The organism is Pseudonocardia sp. DxW (assembly GCF_058448985.1).
The window spans coordinates 1-14,570 of the sequence record NZ_JBZFLK010000030.1; the positions used below are offsets into that span (position 1 = coordinate 1).

General features: G+C 75.8%; 16 protein-coding genes and 1 pseudogene. 10 read left to right on the forward strand and 7 right to left on the reverse strand.

The annotated features are described in order from the left end of the window. Window positions 1-94: 94 nt before the first annotated feature. Window positions 95-1,198, forward strand: a pseudogene (locus ACVJO7_RS30300) (sodium:solute symporter family transporter); the annotation flags it as partial. 19 nt (window positions 1,199-1,217) lie between these two features. Beyond that, a complete protein-coding gene (locus ACVJO7_RS30305; RefSeq protein ID WP_491675796.1) occupies window positions 1,218-1,523 on the forward strand; it encodes a hypothetical protein in 306 nt (101 codons plus the stop codon). Window positions 1,524-1,529: 6 nt separating this feature from the next. Here the strand turns inward: ACVJO7_RS30305 and ACVJO7_RS30310 are convergent, their stop codons facing one another. Further along, window positions 1,530-1,667: a hypothetical protein gene (locus ACVJO7_RS30310; protein ID WP_358482005.1), complete on the reverse strand. Its 138-nt coding sequence runs from the start codon at window positions 1,665-1,667 to the stop codon at window positions 1,530-1,532. A 135-nt stretch (window positions 1,668-1,802) separates the two neighbouring features. Between ACVJO7_RS30310 and ACVJO7_RS30315 the strand changes: the two genes are divergently transcribed. Beyond that, complete coding sequence (locus ACVJO7_RS30315) at window positions 1,803-2,429, forward strand: IMPACT family protein (protein WP_344018501.1); 627 nt, start codon at window positions 1,803-1,805, stop codon at window positions 2,427-2,429. Window positions 2,430-2,433: 4 nt separating this feature from the next. Further along, entirely contained in the window at window positions 2,434-2,928 is a 495-nt protein-coding gene (locus ACVJO7_RS30320) for a GNAT family N-acetyltransferase (protein WP_491675797.1), read from the forward strand. Window positions 2,929-2,935: 7 nt separating this feature from the next. Here the strand turns inward: ACVJO7_RS30320 and ACVJO7_RS30325 are convergent, their stop codons facing one another. Genes ACVJO7_RS30325 through ACVJO7_RS30335 form a run of 3 tightly spaced genes read right to left on the reverse strand, consistent with a single transcriptional unit; the run spans window position 2,936 to window position 5,917 of the window. Further along, window positions 2,936-3,724, reverse strand: a complete 789-nt coding sequence (locus ACVJO7_RS30325) for a crotonase/enoyl-CoA hydratase family protein (protein WP_491675798.1) — start codon at window positions 3,722-3,724, stop codon at window positions 2,936-2,938. After that, entirely contained in the window at window positions 3,721-4,971 is a 1,251-nt protein-coding gene (locus ACVJO7_RS30330) for an MFS transporter (protein WP_491675799.1), read from the reverse strand. The genes ACVJO7_RS30325 and ACVJO7_RS30330 overlap by 4 nt, the downstream gene beginning before the upstream one ends. A 49-nt stretch (window positions 4,972-5,020) precedes the next feature. After that, a complete protein-coding gene (locus ACVJO7_RS30335; RefSeq protein ID WP_491675800.1) occupies window positions 5,021-5,917 on the reverse strand; it encodes an alpha/beta fold hydrolase in 897 nt (298 codons plus the stop codon). Window positions 5,918-6,056: 139 nt separating this feature from the next. Between ACVJO7_RS30335 and ACVJO7_RS30340 the strand changes: the two genes are divergently transcribed. The 5 genes from ACVJO7_RS30340 (at window position 6,057) to ACVJO7_RS30360 (ending at window position 11,197) form a co-directional block, all read left to right on the forward strand. Further along, on the forward strand, window positions 6,057-6,665 hold the full coding sequence (locus ACVJO7_RS30340; RefSeq protein WP_491675801.1) for a hypothetical protein: 609 nt from the start codon (window positions 6,057-6,059) through the stop codon (window positions 6,663-6,665). A 90-nt stretch (window positions 6,666-6,755) separates the two neighbouring features. Beyond that, on the forward strand, window positions 6,756-8,510 hold the full coding sequence (locus tag ACVJO7_RS30345) for an SDR family oxidoreductase (RefSeq protein WP_491675802.1): 1,755 nt from the start codon (window positions 6,756-6,758) through the stop codon (window positions 8,508-8,510). Between the two features lie 39 nt (window positions 8,511-8,549). Further along, the gene (locus ACVJO7_RS30350) at window positions 8,550-9,536 is read left to right on the forward strand and encodes a metal-dependent hydrolase (protein ID WP_491675803.1); all 987 of its coding nucleotides are present in this window, start codon (window positions 8,550-8,552) and stop codon (window positions 9,534-9,536) included. Window positions 9,537-9,543: 7 nt separating this feature from the next. Further along, window positions 9,544-10,563: a PDR/VanB family oxidoreductase gene (locus ACVJO7_RS30355; RefSeq protein WP_491675804.1), complete on the forward strand. Its 1,020-nt coding sequence runs from the start codon at window positions 9,544-9,546 to the stop codon at window positions 10,561-10,563. A 28-nt stretch (window positions 10,564-10,591) separates the two neighbouring features. After that, the gene (locus ACVJO7_RS30360; RefSeq protein ID WP_491675805.1) at window positions 10,592-11,197 is read left to right on the forward strand and encodes a TetR/AcrR family transcriptional regulator; all 606 of its coding nucleotides are present in this window, start codon (window positions 10,592-10,594) and stop codon (window positions 11,195-11,197) included. Window positions 11,198-11,207: 10 nt separating this feature from the next. Here the strand turns inward: ACVJO7_RS30360 and ACVJO7_RS30365 are convergent, their stop codons facing one another. The 3 genes from ACVJO7_RS30365 to ACVJO7_RS30375 all read right to left on the reverse strand — a co-directional run bounded on the left by ACVJO7_RS30365 (window position 11,208) and on the right by ACVJO7_RS30375 (window position 14,271). Next, a complete protein-coding gene (locus tag ACVJO7_RS30365; RefSeq protein ID WP_491675806.1) occupies window positions 11,208-12,398 on the reverse strand; it encodes a phosphodiester glycosidase family protein in 1,191 nt (396 codons plus the stop codon). A gap of 182 nt (window positions 12,399-12,580) precedes the next feature. Continuing rightward, entirely contained in the window at window positions 12,581-13,339 is a 759-nt protein-coding gene (erm, locus tag ACVJO7_RS30370) for a 23S ribosomal RNA methyltransferase Erm (protein WP_491675807.1), read from the reverse strand. 203 nt (window positions 13,340-13,542) lie between these two features. After that, window positions 13,543-14,271, reverse strand: coding sequence for a DUF1990 family protein (locus ACVJO7_RS30375; protein WP_491675808.1), 729 nt, complete (start codon window positions 14,269-14,271; stop codon window positions 13,543-13,545). Window positions 14,272-14,323: 52 nt separating this feature from the next. Here ACVJO7_RS30375 and ACVJO7_RS30380 point away from each other — a divergent pair, with 52 nt between their 5' ends. Continuing rightward, window positions 14,324-14,554, forward strand: a complete 231-nt coding sequence (locus ACVJO7_RS30380; RefSeq protein WP_344018476.1) for a hypothetical protein — start codon at window positions 14,324-14,326, stop codon at window positions 14,552-14,554. Window positions 14,555-14,570: the final 16 nt, after the last annotated feature.

Genomic DNA, 14,570 nt, shown 5'->3' on the forward strand with positions numbered 1-14,570 from the left:
ACTGTCCGCCGTCCCGGCTGCTGTGTCATGATCCCGCCCGGGCCAACGACACGTCAGGTCGTCCACCGACCGACACCACAGCCCGTCCCCGGACATCCTGGCGCTGCTCATCCCGCTGACCGTCGCCGGGCTGAACCGGGTCGGCGGCTGGGACGGCCTCACCCGCGCCGTCACCGAGGGTCCCAGCGGCGGCGCCGACCTCAACGCCTGGCCCGGCACCCCGCTGACCGAGATCGAGAACCCGTTCCTGTCCGTGCTCGGCATCGTGTTCGGGCTCGGTTTCGTACTGTCCTTCGGGTACTGGACGACGAACTTCGCCGAGGTGCAGCGGGCGCTGTCGGCCAAGAGCATGTCCGCCGCCCGCCGCACCCCGATCATCGGCGCCTTCCCGAAGGCGCTGGTCGTGCTGGTCATCGTGACCCCGGGCATGATCGCCGCGATCCTGGTCCCGCAGATCAGCGCGGTGAAGGAGGGCGGCGGCGGGGCCGTCGACGGCATCACCTACAACAACGCGCTGTCGCTGCTGATGAAGGAGCTGCTGCCCAACGGCATCCTCGGCGTCGCGATCGCCGGGCTGCTCGCCGCGTTCATGGCCGGCATGGCGGCGAACATCAGCTCGTTCAACACCGTCTTCACCTACGACATCTGGCAGGACTGGGTCCGCCCGGACCGGGACGACCGCTACTACCTGCAGATCGGCCGGCTGGTCACGATCATCGGCTGCGTGCTGGCGATCGGCACCGCGTTCATCGCGTCCGGCTCGGCGAACCTGATGGACTACATCCAGTCGCTGTTCAGCTTCTTCAACGCCCCGCTGTTCGCGATCTTCATCCTGGGCCTGTTCTGGAAGCGGATGACCGGCCCGTCCGCCTGGATCGGGCTGCTGTCGGGCACCACCGCCGCGGTCACCGTGGACGTCCTGGTCCGCACCGGGGTGCTCGAGATCTCCAACCAGGCGGGCAGCTTCCTCGGCGCGATCGCCGCGTTCGTCGTCGGGGTCGGGGTGGCGGACGGGGTGTCGCTGGTGACCGCTCCCCGGCCGGACGCCGAGCTGGTCGGCCTGGTCTGGAACCTGACCCCGAAGGAGGCCAGGGTGCACTCCACCGACGGCGACGACGCGGGCTGGTACCGCTCGCCCGCCGTGCTCGCCTCCGCGGTGCTCGCTCTGACCGTGGTCCTCTACGTCGTGACCGGCTGACCGGAACAGGAGCCCAGAGATGACCGACGATCCGGCAGGCGCCCGGGCGGGCGCCGACGCACCCGTCTCGACGACCGCCACCAACCTGTTCGACCTGCGCTCGGTGATCGCGCTGCTGTTCGGCGTCTACGGCGTGGTGCTCGTGATCATGGGCCTGGTCTCGGGCGACGCCCCGGAGAACCTGGCCAAGACCGGTGGGACGAACCTGAACCTGGACACCGGGATCGCCATGCTGGTCATCGGTGCACTGTTCGTGCTGTGGGTGTGGCTGCGCCCGCTGCGCATCCCGGCCGCACCCGCGGACGGCGACCCGCCGCCGCCGTGACGGGGGTCAGCGGCGGCGCGCGGCGGGCGTCGGGTAGACCGGGTTGAACGCCTGCAGCGTGTAGGCGTCGATCCGGCGGCCCAGCCGGCTCAGGGCGGCGCGCAGTCCGCGCGGGAGGTGCAGCGTGGCGACGGTGTCGCTCATGGGCGGAGATCCCTTCTCCGTCGGGGACGTGCGGGGCGGCCGCCCCGCCGGACCGTTCCAGGATGCACTGAATCGATCCGGAAGTGCCATCGACGGCGACCCGGGTCACCCTGTGACCTGCATCGGGGCCGCTCCGTGCGGGTGATCGCCCGGGACGGGGCGCACGAGATCGAGATCCAGCGTTCCCGGTTCCTGTGCACGGTGGCCCGGGTCGCCGACGTCCCGGCGGCCACCGCGGTGATCGACCGGGTCCGCCGGGCCGGCCCGGACGCCACCCACCACTGCACGGCGCTGCGGATCGGCGATCCGGCGACCGGGGCGATGACCGCCCGCAGCAACGACGACGGCGAGCCCTCCGGCACCGCGGGCGTCCCGATGCTGGAGGTGCTGTCCCGGCGCGACCTGACCGACGTCGTCGCGGTGGTGTCCCGCTGGTTCGGCGGCACCAAGCTCGGCGCGGGCGGGCTGGTGCGGGCCTACTCCACGGCGCTGTCGGAGACCCTGGACCGGGTCGGCGAGCTGCGCCGGGTCCGGCACCGCGAGCTGCTGCTGGCGCTGCCGCACGACCGGGCCGGACGCCTGGAGCACGACCTGCGGAACTCGCCCTACCTGCTGCGCGAGGTCGAGCACGGCGCCGACGTGACGTTCACGGTCGCCGTCGCCGAGTCCCGGCTCGACGACTTCGGCGGCTGGCTGGCCGAGCACACCGGGGGCGCCGTCGAGGCCCTCGACGCCGGGCCGCGGGACCTCTATCTACCCTGATCACGTGCAGATCCGCGACGCCCACGACGACGACTGGCCCGCCGTCTGGCAGATCCTGCGGCCGATCTTCGCCGAGGGCACCACCTACACCGTGCCGGCCGACGTGGACGAGGGATGGGCCCGCTCGATGTGGATGCTGCGCCCACCGGGCCGGGTGGTGGTCGCGGTCGACGACGACGGCGTGCTGGTCGGCACCGCGAAGACCGGACCGAACCAGCCGGGCCCCGGCTCGCACGTGGCGACCGCGAGCTTCGCCGTCGACCCGCAGCGGGCCGGCCGGGGCACCGGGCGGGCGCTCGGCGAGCACGTCCTGGCGCTGGCCCGCTCGCTCGGCTACTCGGCGATGCAGTTCAACGCCGTCGTGCAGACCAACACCCGGGCGGTCGCGCTGTGGCACTCGCTGGGCTTCGCAACGGTCGGGATCGTGCCGGACGCGTTCGCCCTCCCCGACGGCACGACGACCGGGCTGCACGTCATGCACCGCCACCTGGGCGACTGAGCCGGGCTCACACGCCCTTCCACACCGGCGCCCGCTTCTCGGCGAACGCGGTCGCGCCCTCCCGCGCGTCCTGCGAGCTCATCACCGCGGTGGCGATCTCCTCCTGGCGGGCCCACCGGTCGGCACCCCAGTCCGGCCCCTCCAGCACGATCCGCTTGCTCGCCGCGACGCCGAGCGGACCGTTGCCGGTGATCCGGGCGGCCAGCGCGAGTGCGGCGTCCAGCGCGCCGCCGTCGTCGACGACCTGGTTGACCAGCCCGGCGGCCTCGGCCCGGGCGGCGTCGATCGGGTCGCCGGTGAGCAGCATCTCCAGGGCGAGCGCGCGCGGCACCCGGTTCGCCAGCTCGAGCGCGCCGCCGGCCGCCGCGAACAGCGAACGCTTCACCTCCGGCACCCCGAACCGGGCGCCCCGGGCGGCGACCACCAGGTCGCAGGCCAGCATCAGCTCGAAGCCGCCGGCCAGCGCCCAGCCCTCGACCGCGGCGATCATCGGCTTGCGCGGCGGGGTCTGGGTGATGCCGCAGAGCCCGCGCCCGGGCAGCCCCGGCCGCTCGCCCCGCAGGAACGCCTTGAGGTCCATCCCGGCCGAGAAGACCCCGCCCGCGCCGGTGAGGACGCCGGTCCGCAGGTCGTCGTCGGCGTCCAGCTCGTCGACGGCGGCGGCGACCGCGTGCGCGACGTTCTCGTTGAGCGCGTTCCGCGCGGCCGGCCGGTTGATCGTGATCACCTGGACGCCGTCGCGGCGCTCGACGAGCACCTCGTCGGCGGAAACGGTCAGCTCTGACTGTTCGGTCATGGGGCCACAGTAGCCGCCGGATCCGGCCGTGCCGAGCGCAGCGCCGGATGGAGGGCGGCGAGCAGCACGCCGAGCAGGCAGGCGACGGCCGCGACGAACGCCGGGACCCCGGTCCCGAGCGTGTACAGGGCGGTCCCGGCCAGCGGGCCGATCACGAAAGTCGATCCGTTGGTCGCGTTCACCAGCCCGGCCACCCCGCCCTGCCCCTCCGGCCCGGCCTGCAGGGTCGCCGCGGTGGTGTAGCCGGGCATCGCCAGCCCGAAGCCGGCCGCGAGCAGGATCATCGCCAGGCCGATGGTGAGCACCCCGGGTGCGACGGCGAGCAGCAGCAGCCCGGCGGTGGCGACCGGGAGGCCGACCCGCAGCAGCCGGACCGGTGTCCAGCCCAGCCGGGGCACCGCGATGCCCTGCATCAGCACCAGCACGACCCCGGACAGGAACGACATCGCGCCGGACACCCGGACGGTGCCCGCCGCGTCCAGCCCGAGCCGGTCCTGCACCAGGAAGCCGAGCACGATCAGGACCAGCCCCAGCGACAGCATCACCAGGAAGCCGGTCAGCAGGACCGGCCACATCCCGGCGTCCCACGGACGGACCGGGCGGGACGGCGGGGCGGCGGGCCCGGGCGCCGGGGGCGCCGCGGGGGCCGGCCGGACGCCGACCGCCACCACCGCGATCGACACCAGCACCGCGACCGGCGCCAGCCAGACCGGCCCGAGCAGGCCGGCGAACGCGAGCAGGGCGCCCAGCGCGGGCCCCAGCGCGACCGCGACACCCTGCACCGCACCGAGCCTGCCGATGCCGGCGGTGCGCTCCGGGCCGGGCGCGGTCCGGGCGGCGATCAGCGCCATCGCCGCCGTCGGGACCGCGCCGAGACCGATGCCGAACACCACGCTGCGGGTCGCGATCATCCCGGCGAGGGTGGCGCCCGGGGACAGCATCCCGGCCAGCGCGGCCTGCGCGACGAGCGCGAACCCGGTCAGGCCGACGGCGGCGATGGTGAGCCCGGCCAGCAGCACCCGGCGGTGCCCCCACCGGTCGACCACCCGCCCCCAGAACAGGCTGGTGACGGCGAACAGCCCGGCGGCGACCGTCATCACCAGGCCGAGCTCGACCGGGGTCAGCCCGACCTCGCGGGAGAGCGGGGCCAGCACCGGCCCCAGGACCTGCTGCGACACGAACGCGGCCAGCACCGCGAGCAGCAGGATCCGCTGCGCGCTCCCCGCCGACCGCCCGGACTCCCCCATCACGCCTCCCCGGCGCGGCCCGCACGGACCCACGCCGGGTGAGGTTAACCTAACCCACCGCCTCCGGAGCGGTCACCGGCACCGAGTACTCCCAGTCGGCCAGCAGCGTCCGCAGCGCGCTGAGCAGGGCCAGCGGCTGGTCGATCATCACGTGGTGCCCGGCGCCCGGGATCTCGATCACCGGGGCGGCGCGGCCCATCCGGTCCACCACCATCTCGCCCATGTCGGCCGGGACCAGCCCGTGCTCGGCCCGGAACAGCGCGATCCGGCAGCCCGGCCGGCCCAGGTCGGCCGGGGTGAGCCCGATGCCGGCGAAGATCCTGGGGTCGAACTTCCAGCGCCAGCCGCCGTCGACGGCGGTGATGCTGTGCTCGGCGATGTGCCGGTGCACCCACGGCAGGTCGCCGTCCTGCACCGGGACGGTGCGGAACCGGGCGATCAGCGCGTCCCGGTCGGGATGCACCCGGGCCGGGCCGAACGCCCGCTTCTCCCGGGCCGCGTCCTCCTCCGGGGACCGGTCGCGCACCGGCGAGTCGACCGCGACCGCCCCGGCCAGCTCCTCGCCGTAGCGCAGCGCCCCGGTCAGCGTGACGAAGCCGCCCATCGAGTGCCCGATCAGGGTGGGCCGCTCGCCGAGCCGGGCGTCGTCGATCACCGCCCGTACCTCGGCGGCCCAGCGGTCCAGGTCGTAGGACGGCGCCCGGCCGGAGTCGCCGTGCCCGGACAGGTCCACCGCGACGACCCGGCGCGAGCCCTCCACCAGCAGCGGCGCGATGTGGTCCCACCAGTGCGAGTGGGCGGCACCGCCGTGCACCAGGACGACGCCCGGCCCGCCCGGCTCGCCCCACGTCCGGTAGGCGATCGGCACCCCGTCGACCTCGACGCTGCCGGAACCGGACGGCGTGTCGACGGCCGAGGTGAACCAGGCGGGCGGGACGTCGGGCACGTGGGCCTCCGGCGGTGGTGTCGGGAACGGGATCGGGACGGCTCGAACGTACCTTCTCGCCAGTTCTGACTACGCGCGGTAACGAACGGTGGCAACCGGGCGACGCACCCGACAACGTCGGTACGGCCGAGGGGGGCACATGAACGGATCGACGGGCGGGACGGTGATCCGGGCGGTGCCGCGCGACCGGATCGGCTGGGCGGCGGCCGACCGGATGCTGTGCGCGGCGCTGGTCACGCTGTCCCGGGACGACGCACCGCCGGACGCGACGGCCGCCGCGGTGCGGTCCTGGTGCTGGCTCTCCGGGGCGCTGCGCGCCGCGCAGGCGCGACCGGGCTATCCGCCGGGACCGTGCCCGGACCTCTGCCTGGTCGCGGTCCATCCCGCCGACATCGAGCCGATCGGGCGGCTGGCCCGCGAGCTGGGACGATGCCTGCTCCCCGGTGCCCGCCCGACGACCGCGCGGGCGCTGCTGCGGGCCGCGAGCGCCGCCGCCACCGGGCCGTGCGGGCTGGTCGTCGAGCTGGCCCGGATGCACGGCGTGCTCGATCTCGACCACGGCCAGGACGCGGAGCTGCTCTACGCGCTCGCCGGGGTCCGGACCACCGGCGCGACCATCCTCGCGGCGCACGACCGGGTGGCCGGACGGGTGGCGGCGATGTGGGCGGCGGGCGAGCCGGATCCCGGCCCGGTACCGGCCGACGGCCTGCCCGGGAGCGGGTACGGGCGGCGCACCGGCCCGCGGTGACGCTGCGCGATCACCCGGGATACCGACCGTTCCGGTCTCGACTCTTGTTGACGGGTTTTCTATGATGACGTTGTGTCTCACAGTGCTGTGGTGGAACGCACGACCGTCGTCACGACGCCGGACGGCCTGGGCCTCGCGGTCGAGGAGCGGGGTGACCGCACCGCGCCGACCGTCGTCGCCGTGCACGGGTACCCGGACGACCGGCACGTCTGGGACGGTGTGGCCCGCCTGCTCGCCGCCGACCACCACGTCGTCACCTACGACGTCCGGGGGCACGGCGACTCGGACGCCCCGGCCGGACGTGCGGGCTACGATCTCGAGCTGCTCGCCGCCGACCTGCGCGCGGTCTGCGACGCGGTCTCCCCGGACGCACCGGTGCACCTGCTCGCCCACGACTGGGGCGGCATCCAGACCTGGCACGCGGTCACCGGCGACGCGCTGAGCGGGCGGGTCGCGTCCTACACCTCGATCTCGGGGCCGTGCCTGGACCACGTCGGGCTGTTCCTGCGCCGGCGCTCCCCGCGGGACCTGCGCGCGGTCGTCCGGCAGGCGCTGCACTCGTGGTACACGCTGGCGTTCCGGCTGCCGGTGCTGCCCGAGCTGGTCTGCCGCAGCGGGCTGCTCGGCGGGCTGATCGAGCGGACCGAGCGGATCCCCCGCCCGTCGGTGCGCGACGCGGTGAACGGGCTGGAGCTCTACCGGCGGAACCTGCCCCGCCGGCTCGGCCGCCCGGAACAGCGCCGCACCGGCGTGCCGGTCCAGGTGCTGGTGCCGCGCGGGGACGCCTACGTGACCCCGGCGCTCGCCACCAGCGCCGCGCAGTTCGCCCCCGACCTGCGGGTCCGCTACCTGCCGGGCGGGCACTGGATGGTCCGTCACCGGCCCGAGGTGATCGCCCGGTGCACCGCCGAGATGGTCGCCGGAACTGCCCGGCCGGATTCCCAGGCGCCCGCGCTCGCCCGGGCCGCGGCCCGGGGCCGTGCGCTGGTCGCCTCCGGTGGCCGGCCCGGGCGGCCGGTCCGCTGGGAGGGCGGTCTGGCCGTGGTCACCGGCGCCGGGAGCGGGATCGGGCGGGCCACCGCACTGGCGCTCGCCGACCGGGGCTGCCGGGTGGTGGTCGCCGACCTGTCCGCCGACGGTGCCTCGGGGACCGCCGGGATCGTCGAACGCAGGCACGGCAGCGGCCGGGCGTTCGCGGAGACCGTCGACGTCGCCGACGACGACGCCGTCGCCGCGCTGGCCGCCCGGGTGGCGGCGACGCACGGGGTCCCCGATCTGGTCGTCAACAACGCCGGGATCGCCGTCGCCGGGCCGTTCGCGGACACCACCGCCGAGGAGTGGCGGCGGATCGTCGACGTCAACCTGTGGGGCGTGGTGCACGGCTGCCGGCACTTCGGGGCGCTGCTGCGCGAGCACGGCGAGGGCGGGCACCTGGTGAACGTCGCGTCCGCGGCGGCCTACCTGCCGTCCCGCGCGCTGCCCGCCTACGCGACGACGAAGGCCGCGGTGCTGATGCTGTCCGAGTGCCTGCGCGCCGAGCTGGCCGAGGACGGCATCGGTGTCACGGCGCTGTGCCCGGGGTTCGTGGACACCCCGATCACCGCGCACACCCGGTTCGCCGGCACCGACGAGGCCACCCAGGAGGCCCGCAGGCGGGCGTCCGCGGCGGCGTACGCGCGGCGCGGCTACACCCCGGAGCGGGTCGCGTCGCGGCTGGTCCGTGCGGTGGAGCGGAACGTCGCGCTGGCACCGGTCACCGCGGAGGCGCACGCCGGGCTGCTGGCGTCCCGGCTGTCCCCCGGCCTGCTCCGTGCCGTCGCCCGGATCGACGGCGGAACCCGCTGACGCACGCGTCCCACCACGCCCGGAGAGAGGAGCACGTCGATGAGCACGCTCGGCAAGCACGGCACCCGGATCACCCGTGACCGGACCGCCGACCGCACGCCCCATGACCGGACGGCCCATGACCGGATAGCACTGCACGCCCGTGACGTCCGGTTCGACTTCTCGGCGCTGCGCACCGACTGGATCCCCGGCGAACCGTTCGCGTCGCACCTGATCGACGTGCTGCACCTGCTGCTGCCGGAGGGTGAGCGCTGGTTCGTCGAGGTGTTCTCGCAGGCGTTGCCGATGGTGCGCGACGACGCGCTGGCCGAGGACGTCCGCGGGTTCATCGGGCAGGAGGCGATGCACGCGTCGTCGCACCAGGGAGCGCTGGACCACCTGGGTGAGGCCGGGATCGACGTGTCCCGGTACGTCGAGCAGGTGGAGTGGATCTTCGGTGAGCTGCTCGGCGAGCGCGGGCTGTCCGGGGACGCGGCGCGGGAGTGGCTGGTCGAGCGGGTCGGGCTGGTCGCCGCGATCGAGCACCTGACGGCGGTGCTGGGCGAGTGGATCCTGCACTCCCCCGAGCTGGACGCGGCCGGCGCCGACCCGCAGATGCTGGACATGCTGCGCTGGCACGGTGCGGAGGAGGTCGAGCACCGGTCGGTGGCACACGATCTGTACGTGCATCTGGACGGGCGTTACCTGCGCCGGATCCGGGCGATGCTGGTGACCGCACCGGCCCTGATCCGGTTGTGGGCGTCCGGCACGGCGCAGCTGTGCGCCCGGGATCCGGAGCTGCGCGGGACACCGGCGCGGCGGGCCCGGATCCGGGACTACCTGCGGGCGTCGCGGCGGGGTCTGGTGCCGGGTCCGATGCTGTTCGCCAGGGCGATGCTCACCTATCTGAACCCGCGGTTCCATCCGGCGAACCACGGCGACACCGACGCGGCGGTCGCCTACCTGGCGGTCTCCCCCGCGGCCCGCGCAGCCGACGGCGGGCCGGCGGACGGCACCCCGGCCGAGCCGCACGGCGGAGCGGCATGAGCGCGGCATGAGCGGCATCGCCCCGCCCCCGCATCCCAACCGCAGCGCACGGGCACTGGCGACGGTCACCGCCGTCGCCCAGAAGGTGTCGGTCCGCAGCGGCCGCCGCCGTCGCCCGGCCGCCCCGGTCGACCGGGAGCTGCCGGTCACGGTCCGGTCGGTGACCCACCCCTGCCCGGACGTCGCCGAGGTGGAACTCGTCGGGTCCGGGCCGCTGCCCGGCTGGCGGCCGGGCGCACACCTGGACGTCGTGCTGCCGTCCGGCCTGCTCCGCCAGTACTCGCTGTGCGGAGACCCGGCGGACCGGTCGGTGTACCGGATCGCGGTGCGCGCGGTCCCGGACGGTTCGGGATCGGCGCAGGTGCACCGGCTCACCCCGGGCACCCGGCTGACGCTGCGCGGCCCGCGGAACGCGTTCCCGCTGGCGGCGGCCCCGTCGTACCTGTTCCTGGCGGGCGGCATCGGGATCACCCCGATCGCGCCGATGGTGCGGTCGGTGCATGCCGCCGGGCTGCCGTGGCAGCTGGTTCACACCGGGCGCGACCTGGCGTCGATGCCGCTGTCCGGCGGTCTCGCCGAGCTCGCACCGGGGCAGGTCCGGCGCAGGCCGGACGACGACGGCGGGATCCCGGCGGCGGCCGAGCTGCTGGCCGGGACGGACCCGTCGGCGGCGGTGTACTGCTGCGGCCCACCGGCCATGATCGACGCGGTGTGCCGGGCGCTGCCGGCCGGCCGGCGGTTCCACTCGGAGCGCTTCTCGCCGCCGCCGATCCGGGACGGCCGCCCGTTCACGGTGGCGCTCGCCGGCGGACCGGAGCTGCCGGTGCCGGCGGACCGGACGGCGCTCGACGTGATCCGCGAGGTCCGGCCGGACGTCCCCTACTCCTGCCGGCAGGGGTTCTGCGGGACCTGCCACGTGCGGCTGGTCGAGGGGTCGACGGTGGGCGATCCGGCGGGCCCGGGCCTGACCGCGCTGTGCGTCGGGCGGGCGGAGGGTGCGCGTGTCGTCGTCGATCTCGGTCGCTAGGCGTGGCGGTTCCGTACCCTTTCCGGTGATGACCTCCTCACCCGCCCGTTCACCGCGTCGGATGACGCCCGAGGCCCGGCGCGCACAGCTCGTGTCGGCCGCCCTCGACCTCTACGGCAGCCGCTCCCCGGACGAGGTGGCCGTCGAGGACGTGACCCGGGTCGCGGACGTGTCGCGGGCGCTGTTCTACCGCTACTTCTCCGGCGTCGAGGAGCTGCACGTGGCGGCGCTGGGCAGCGTCGCGGACGAGCTGATCGCCCGGGTCGCGCTGGCCGGTGAGGGGCCGTTGGAGGAGCAGCTGGCGGCGGCGCTGGACGTGTTCCTGGACGTGGTGCAGCGGCACGCCCGCGCCTACGTCGCGCTGCTGCGCAGCGGATCGGTGGTGTCCACCGGCGAGACGGACGCGCTGGTCGACGGGGTCCGCGACCACATCGTGGACCTGCTGTGCGTGCGCGGCGGGGTGCCGGAACCCGAGCCCCTGCAGCTGATGACGCTGCGCGGCTGGGTCGCGCTCGTCGAGGGCTCGGTGCTGGCCTGGCTGGAGGCCGGGCGGGTCCCGGACCGCGCCGGGCTGCGGGACTGGCTGGTGGACCAGCTGTTCGCGATGCTCGAGGTGACCGCCCGGCGGTCCTGACCGGTCCGGGTCAGGGTGCGACGATCCCGAACGCGTTCGGGACGGCGCGGTGCGCGTCCTCGGACGGCGCGTTCACCACCCGGCCGCGGAACACCATCGTCGACGATCCGCCGCCGTCGAGGTTGACGCCGTGCACCGCGCCGGCCCGGCGCAGCTGTTCGGCGGTCTCGGCGAGCGTGATGCCGACGCTGGTGGAGTCGCGGCCGTCCGCGGTCAGCAGGACCAGCCGTCCGTCGTCGGTGATCCCGGCCGCGCTGCGCGGCTCGCGGACGGCGTCGTCGAGGCCGGCGACGGGTGCGCCGTCGCGCAGCACCGGGCTCCCGCCGACCGCGGTCCGCGGCGGCACGCCGGACGCGGCGGCCAGCCGGTGCTCGACGACGACCCGGTCGCCGGGCGCCAGGCCGCGCAGCGCCGCGGCGCCCGCGTCCCGCCCGACCAGGATCTGCTCGCCGTCCGCGACCGGCCCGGTGCCGGGCGGTCGGACCTCGGCGACGGCGCCGTCGCGGACCGCGACCTCGATCCGGTCCGGCGCGCAGGGTGCGTCCCGGTCGGTGTCGCTGCCGCAGAGCGTGGCGTTGCGGTCGCCGTCCCAGTCGGGGGTGAGCAGGCCGATCCCGTCGACCGGGACGGCGTAGGCGTTGAGGGTGCGGATCGGCAGCGTCGTGCCGTCGGCGGTGCCGACCGAGGCGTCCAGGGTGAGCCGGTCGAGGCGGGGACCGCCGGCCGCGTCGACGGCGAGCACGTCGCCGGGGTCGCTGCCCGGGACGGCCGGTGCGAGCCGGCGCCCGGGCGGGACCGGCGAGGTGAGCGCACGGCCGTCGCGCACCGACGGCCCGGCGGGCGCGTTGCTGCGGGCGAAGTCGAAGAAGTCACCGTTGACGGCCGCGGCGACGCCGGCCCGCCCGGCGTGCACCGGGACGGTCGCGCGCTCGCCGACGGTCGCACCGGTGAGCAGCTCGGCCCGGACGCCGTCCCGGCGGAGGTCCGCGACGACGACGTCGGTGCTCACCGGGCCGCCCGGGGTGTCGATCCGCTCCTCCCGGTGGGTGATCGCGGGGGCCGCCGCGACGGTGTGCACCGCGACGATCGGTGCGGGCGCGGTCGCGGGTGCGGGCGCGGTGACCGGGCCCGCCGGCAGCAGCACGGCGAGCACCGCGGTGACGGCAGGCGTCACCACCCGGTCGCGCACCCGCCTCGTCATCGCACTCCCCCGGTCGCCGGTCGGCCGGGGGAGAGACGATCACAACGGGCCGGGCCGGGGCGCGCCGGGGCGGCACAGCCCGGCCGTAACCACCCGGTCGTGGGACATCCGGCCGGGCCGGAGGGCGATCGGGATCACCGGAACGGGGTGCGGCGTCCGGGTGCCCGGCGGACCGCCGGGGATCAGCGCTCCCGCACCCGGGTGTACAGCTCGGCCCAGTGCTCCGGCCCGAGGTCCCGGGGCAGCGTGCGCGCGTCCAGGCCGGCCCCGGCGGCCCAGCCGCGGGCGGTGGCGCGGCCGTACCGGCGCGCGACGACGTCGACCACGCCCCGCCCGCGGCCGGTGAACACCTGGTCGACCATCCGCTGGTAGGGCCCGGCCGGGCCGTCGACCAGCGGCCGGGCCCGGCGGGTGATCTCCAGGATGCCGCCGTCCACCGAGGGGACCGGCCGGAACGCGCCGGCCGGGACGCGCCCGACGAGGCGGAAGCCGAACCAGGGCCACCAGCGGGCGGTCAGCGCCGTCGTCGGGCCGACGGCGGCCCGCTTGCGCGCCACCTCCCACTGCAGCAGGAGCAGCGCGTGCGCCCAGCGCGGGGCGGGCAGCAGCCGGCGCAGCAGCGGGGTGGTCAGTGCGTACGGGACGTTGGAGACGACGTCGACCGGCCGGTCGAGCCGTTCCCGCAGGAGATCGCCGTGCCGGACGGTGACCCGGGCGCCGAACCGGCGGCGCAGCCGGTCGACCCGGTGCGGGTCGATCTCGACGGCGGTGACCGGCCGGTCGAGCCGCAGCAGCGCGGCGGTGAGCGCGCCGTCGCCCGCGCCGAGCTCGAGGACCGGCCGCGCCGGGTAGCCGCCGACGACCGCGGCCAGCGCGGCCGGGACGGCGGGATCGACGAGGAAGTTCTGGCCGTGCTCGTGACGGCCGAGTGGGCGTGCCAAGGGAAGCTCCCGGGGAGGGGAGCCGGACGCGCACGGGGGCGCCGCCCGGCAGTGGTCGGGGACCGGCTGCGGGGACGGCGGTGCCGCGGGAGAGGGCGCCGCCGTCAGGCGACGCGCAGGCGTATGGAGGCTGCCACGGGACGGACGGTAGGCGCCCGGTGCGGGCGGCGCACCCGGTTTCCGCGCCCCGGCGGGCCGCGGTGTCAGCCCGCGGGAACGCAGCGCCGGGTCGACACCGTCACGCCGCCGTCGAGCCTGCCCCCGGCGATCCGGGCGGCCCGGATGCAGGCGTGCGTCCACATGTTGAGCTGCACCTCCTTCGCCACCCGCAGCCGGTCGTACATCAGGTGCGAGAGCCGGTCCCCCGGCCGCGCCCAGGACTCGATCGTGAACAGCAGGCGATCCTGGTCGCCGGGATCACGGCCGGCCCGGAACGCGATCCGGCCGGCCTCCAGGTGCCCGCGCAGGGTGACGAAGGAGAACCCCTCCGGATCGGCCGCGCAGACCCGCACCGGGCCGTCCCACGGGCCGGGCATCCGGATCAGGAACTCGTCGCCGACCGCCATGGCGTCCGGGGTGCCGCGGGTCCGGCGGAACACCGCGAACTCCGGCGACCAGCGGTCCGGGTCGGCGGTGAGGCGGCCCATCAGCTCCCGCGGGCTCAGGCCGGAGCCGGCGATCCGGACCTGGTAGACGCGGTGCAGCAGGGTGCCGTACCCGTCGGCCGGGTGCTGGACGCCGTCCTCGTCGGTCCCGGCCGGGTCCGGCGGCGGCAGGTCGGACCGGTCGCCGGCGACGTCGCTGCGGTGGATCGGGGTGGTCCGCCAGAAGTACCGCCAGGACACCAGCGCGCAGCCGACCGGCCAGCGCAGGGCGGCCGCGACCCGCCGGGATCGGCGGTCACCGGTGGCCGGGGCGCTGCGTGCATGCATTCCGGCATCGCAGCACGGGTGTAGGCGGCGCGCGAGCGGGGAACCGTCCGGCATGACGGTCGGACGGGTCCTGCTCCGCACTGGTCTGCGCGGCGCGCAGCTCCAGTGGCTCTCGCTCGGGTCGGTGGGCCTGTCGATCGGGTTGTGGTTGCGCGCCAAGACGGTCGACCAGGACGAGCGCGGCAACGCCGAGCGCCGGGCCGTGTTCGTCGGGCTGTGGCCGTCGATGCTCTGGATGATCGGCGAGTCGATGCGCCGCGAGGAGAAGGGGGGCCGGTCCTGATCAGCACCCGCCTCGG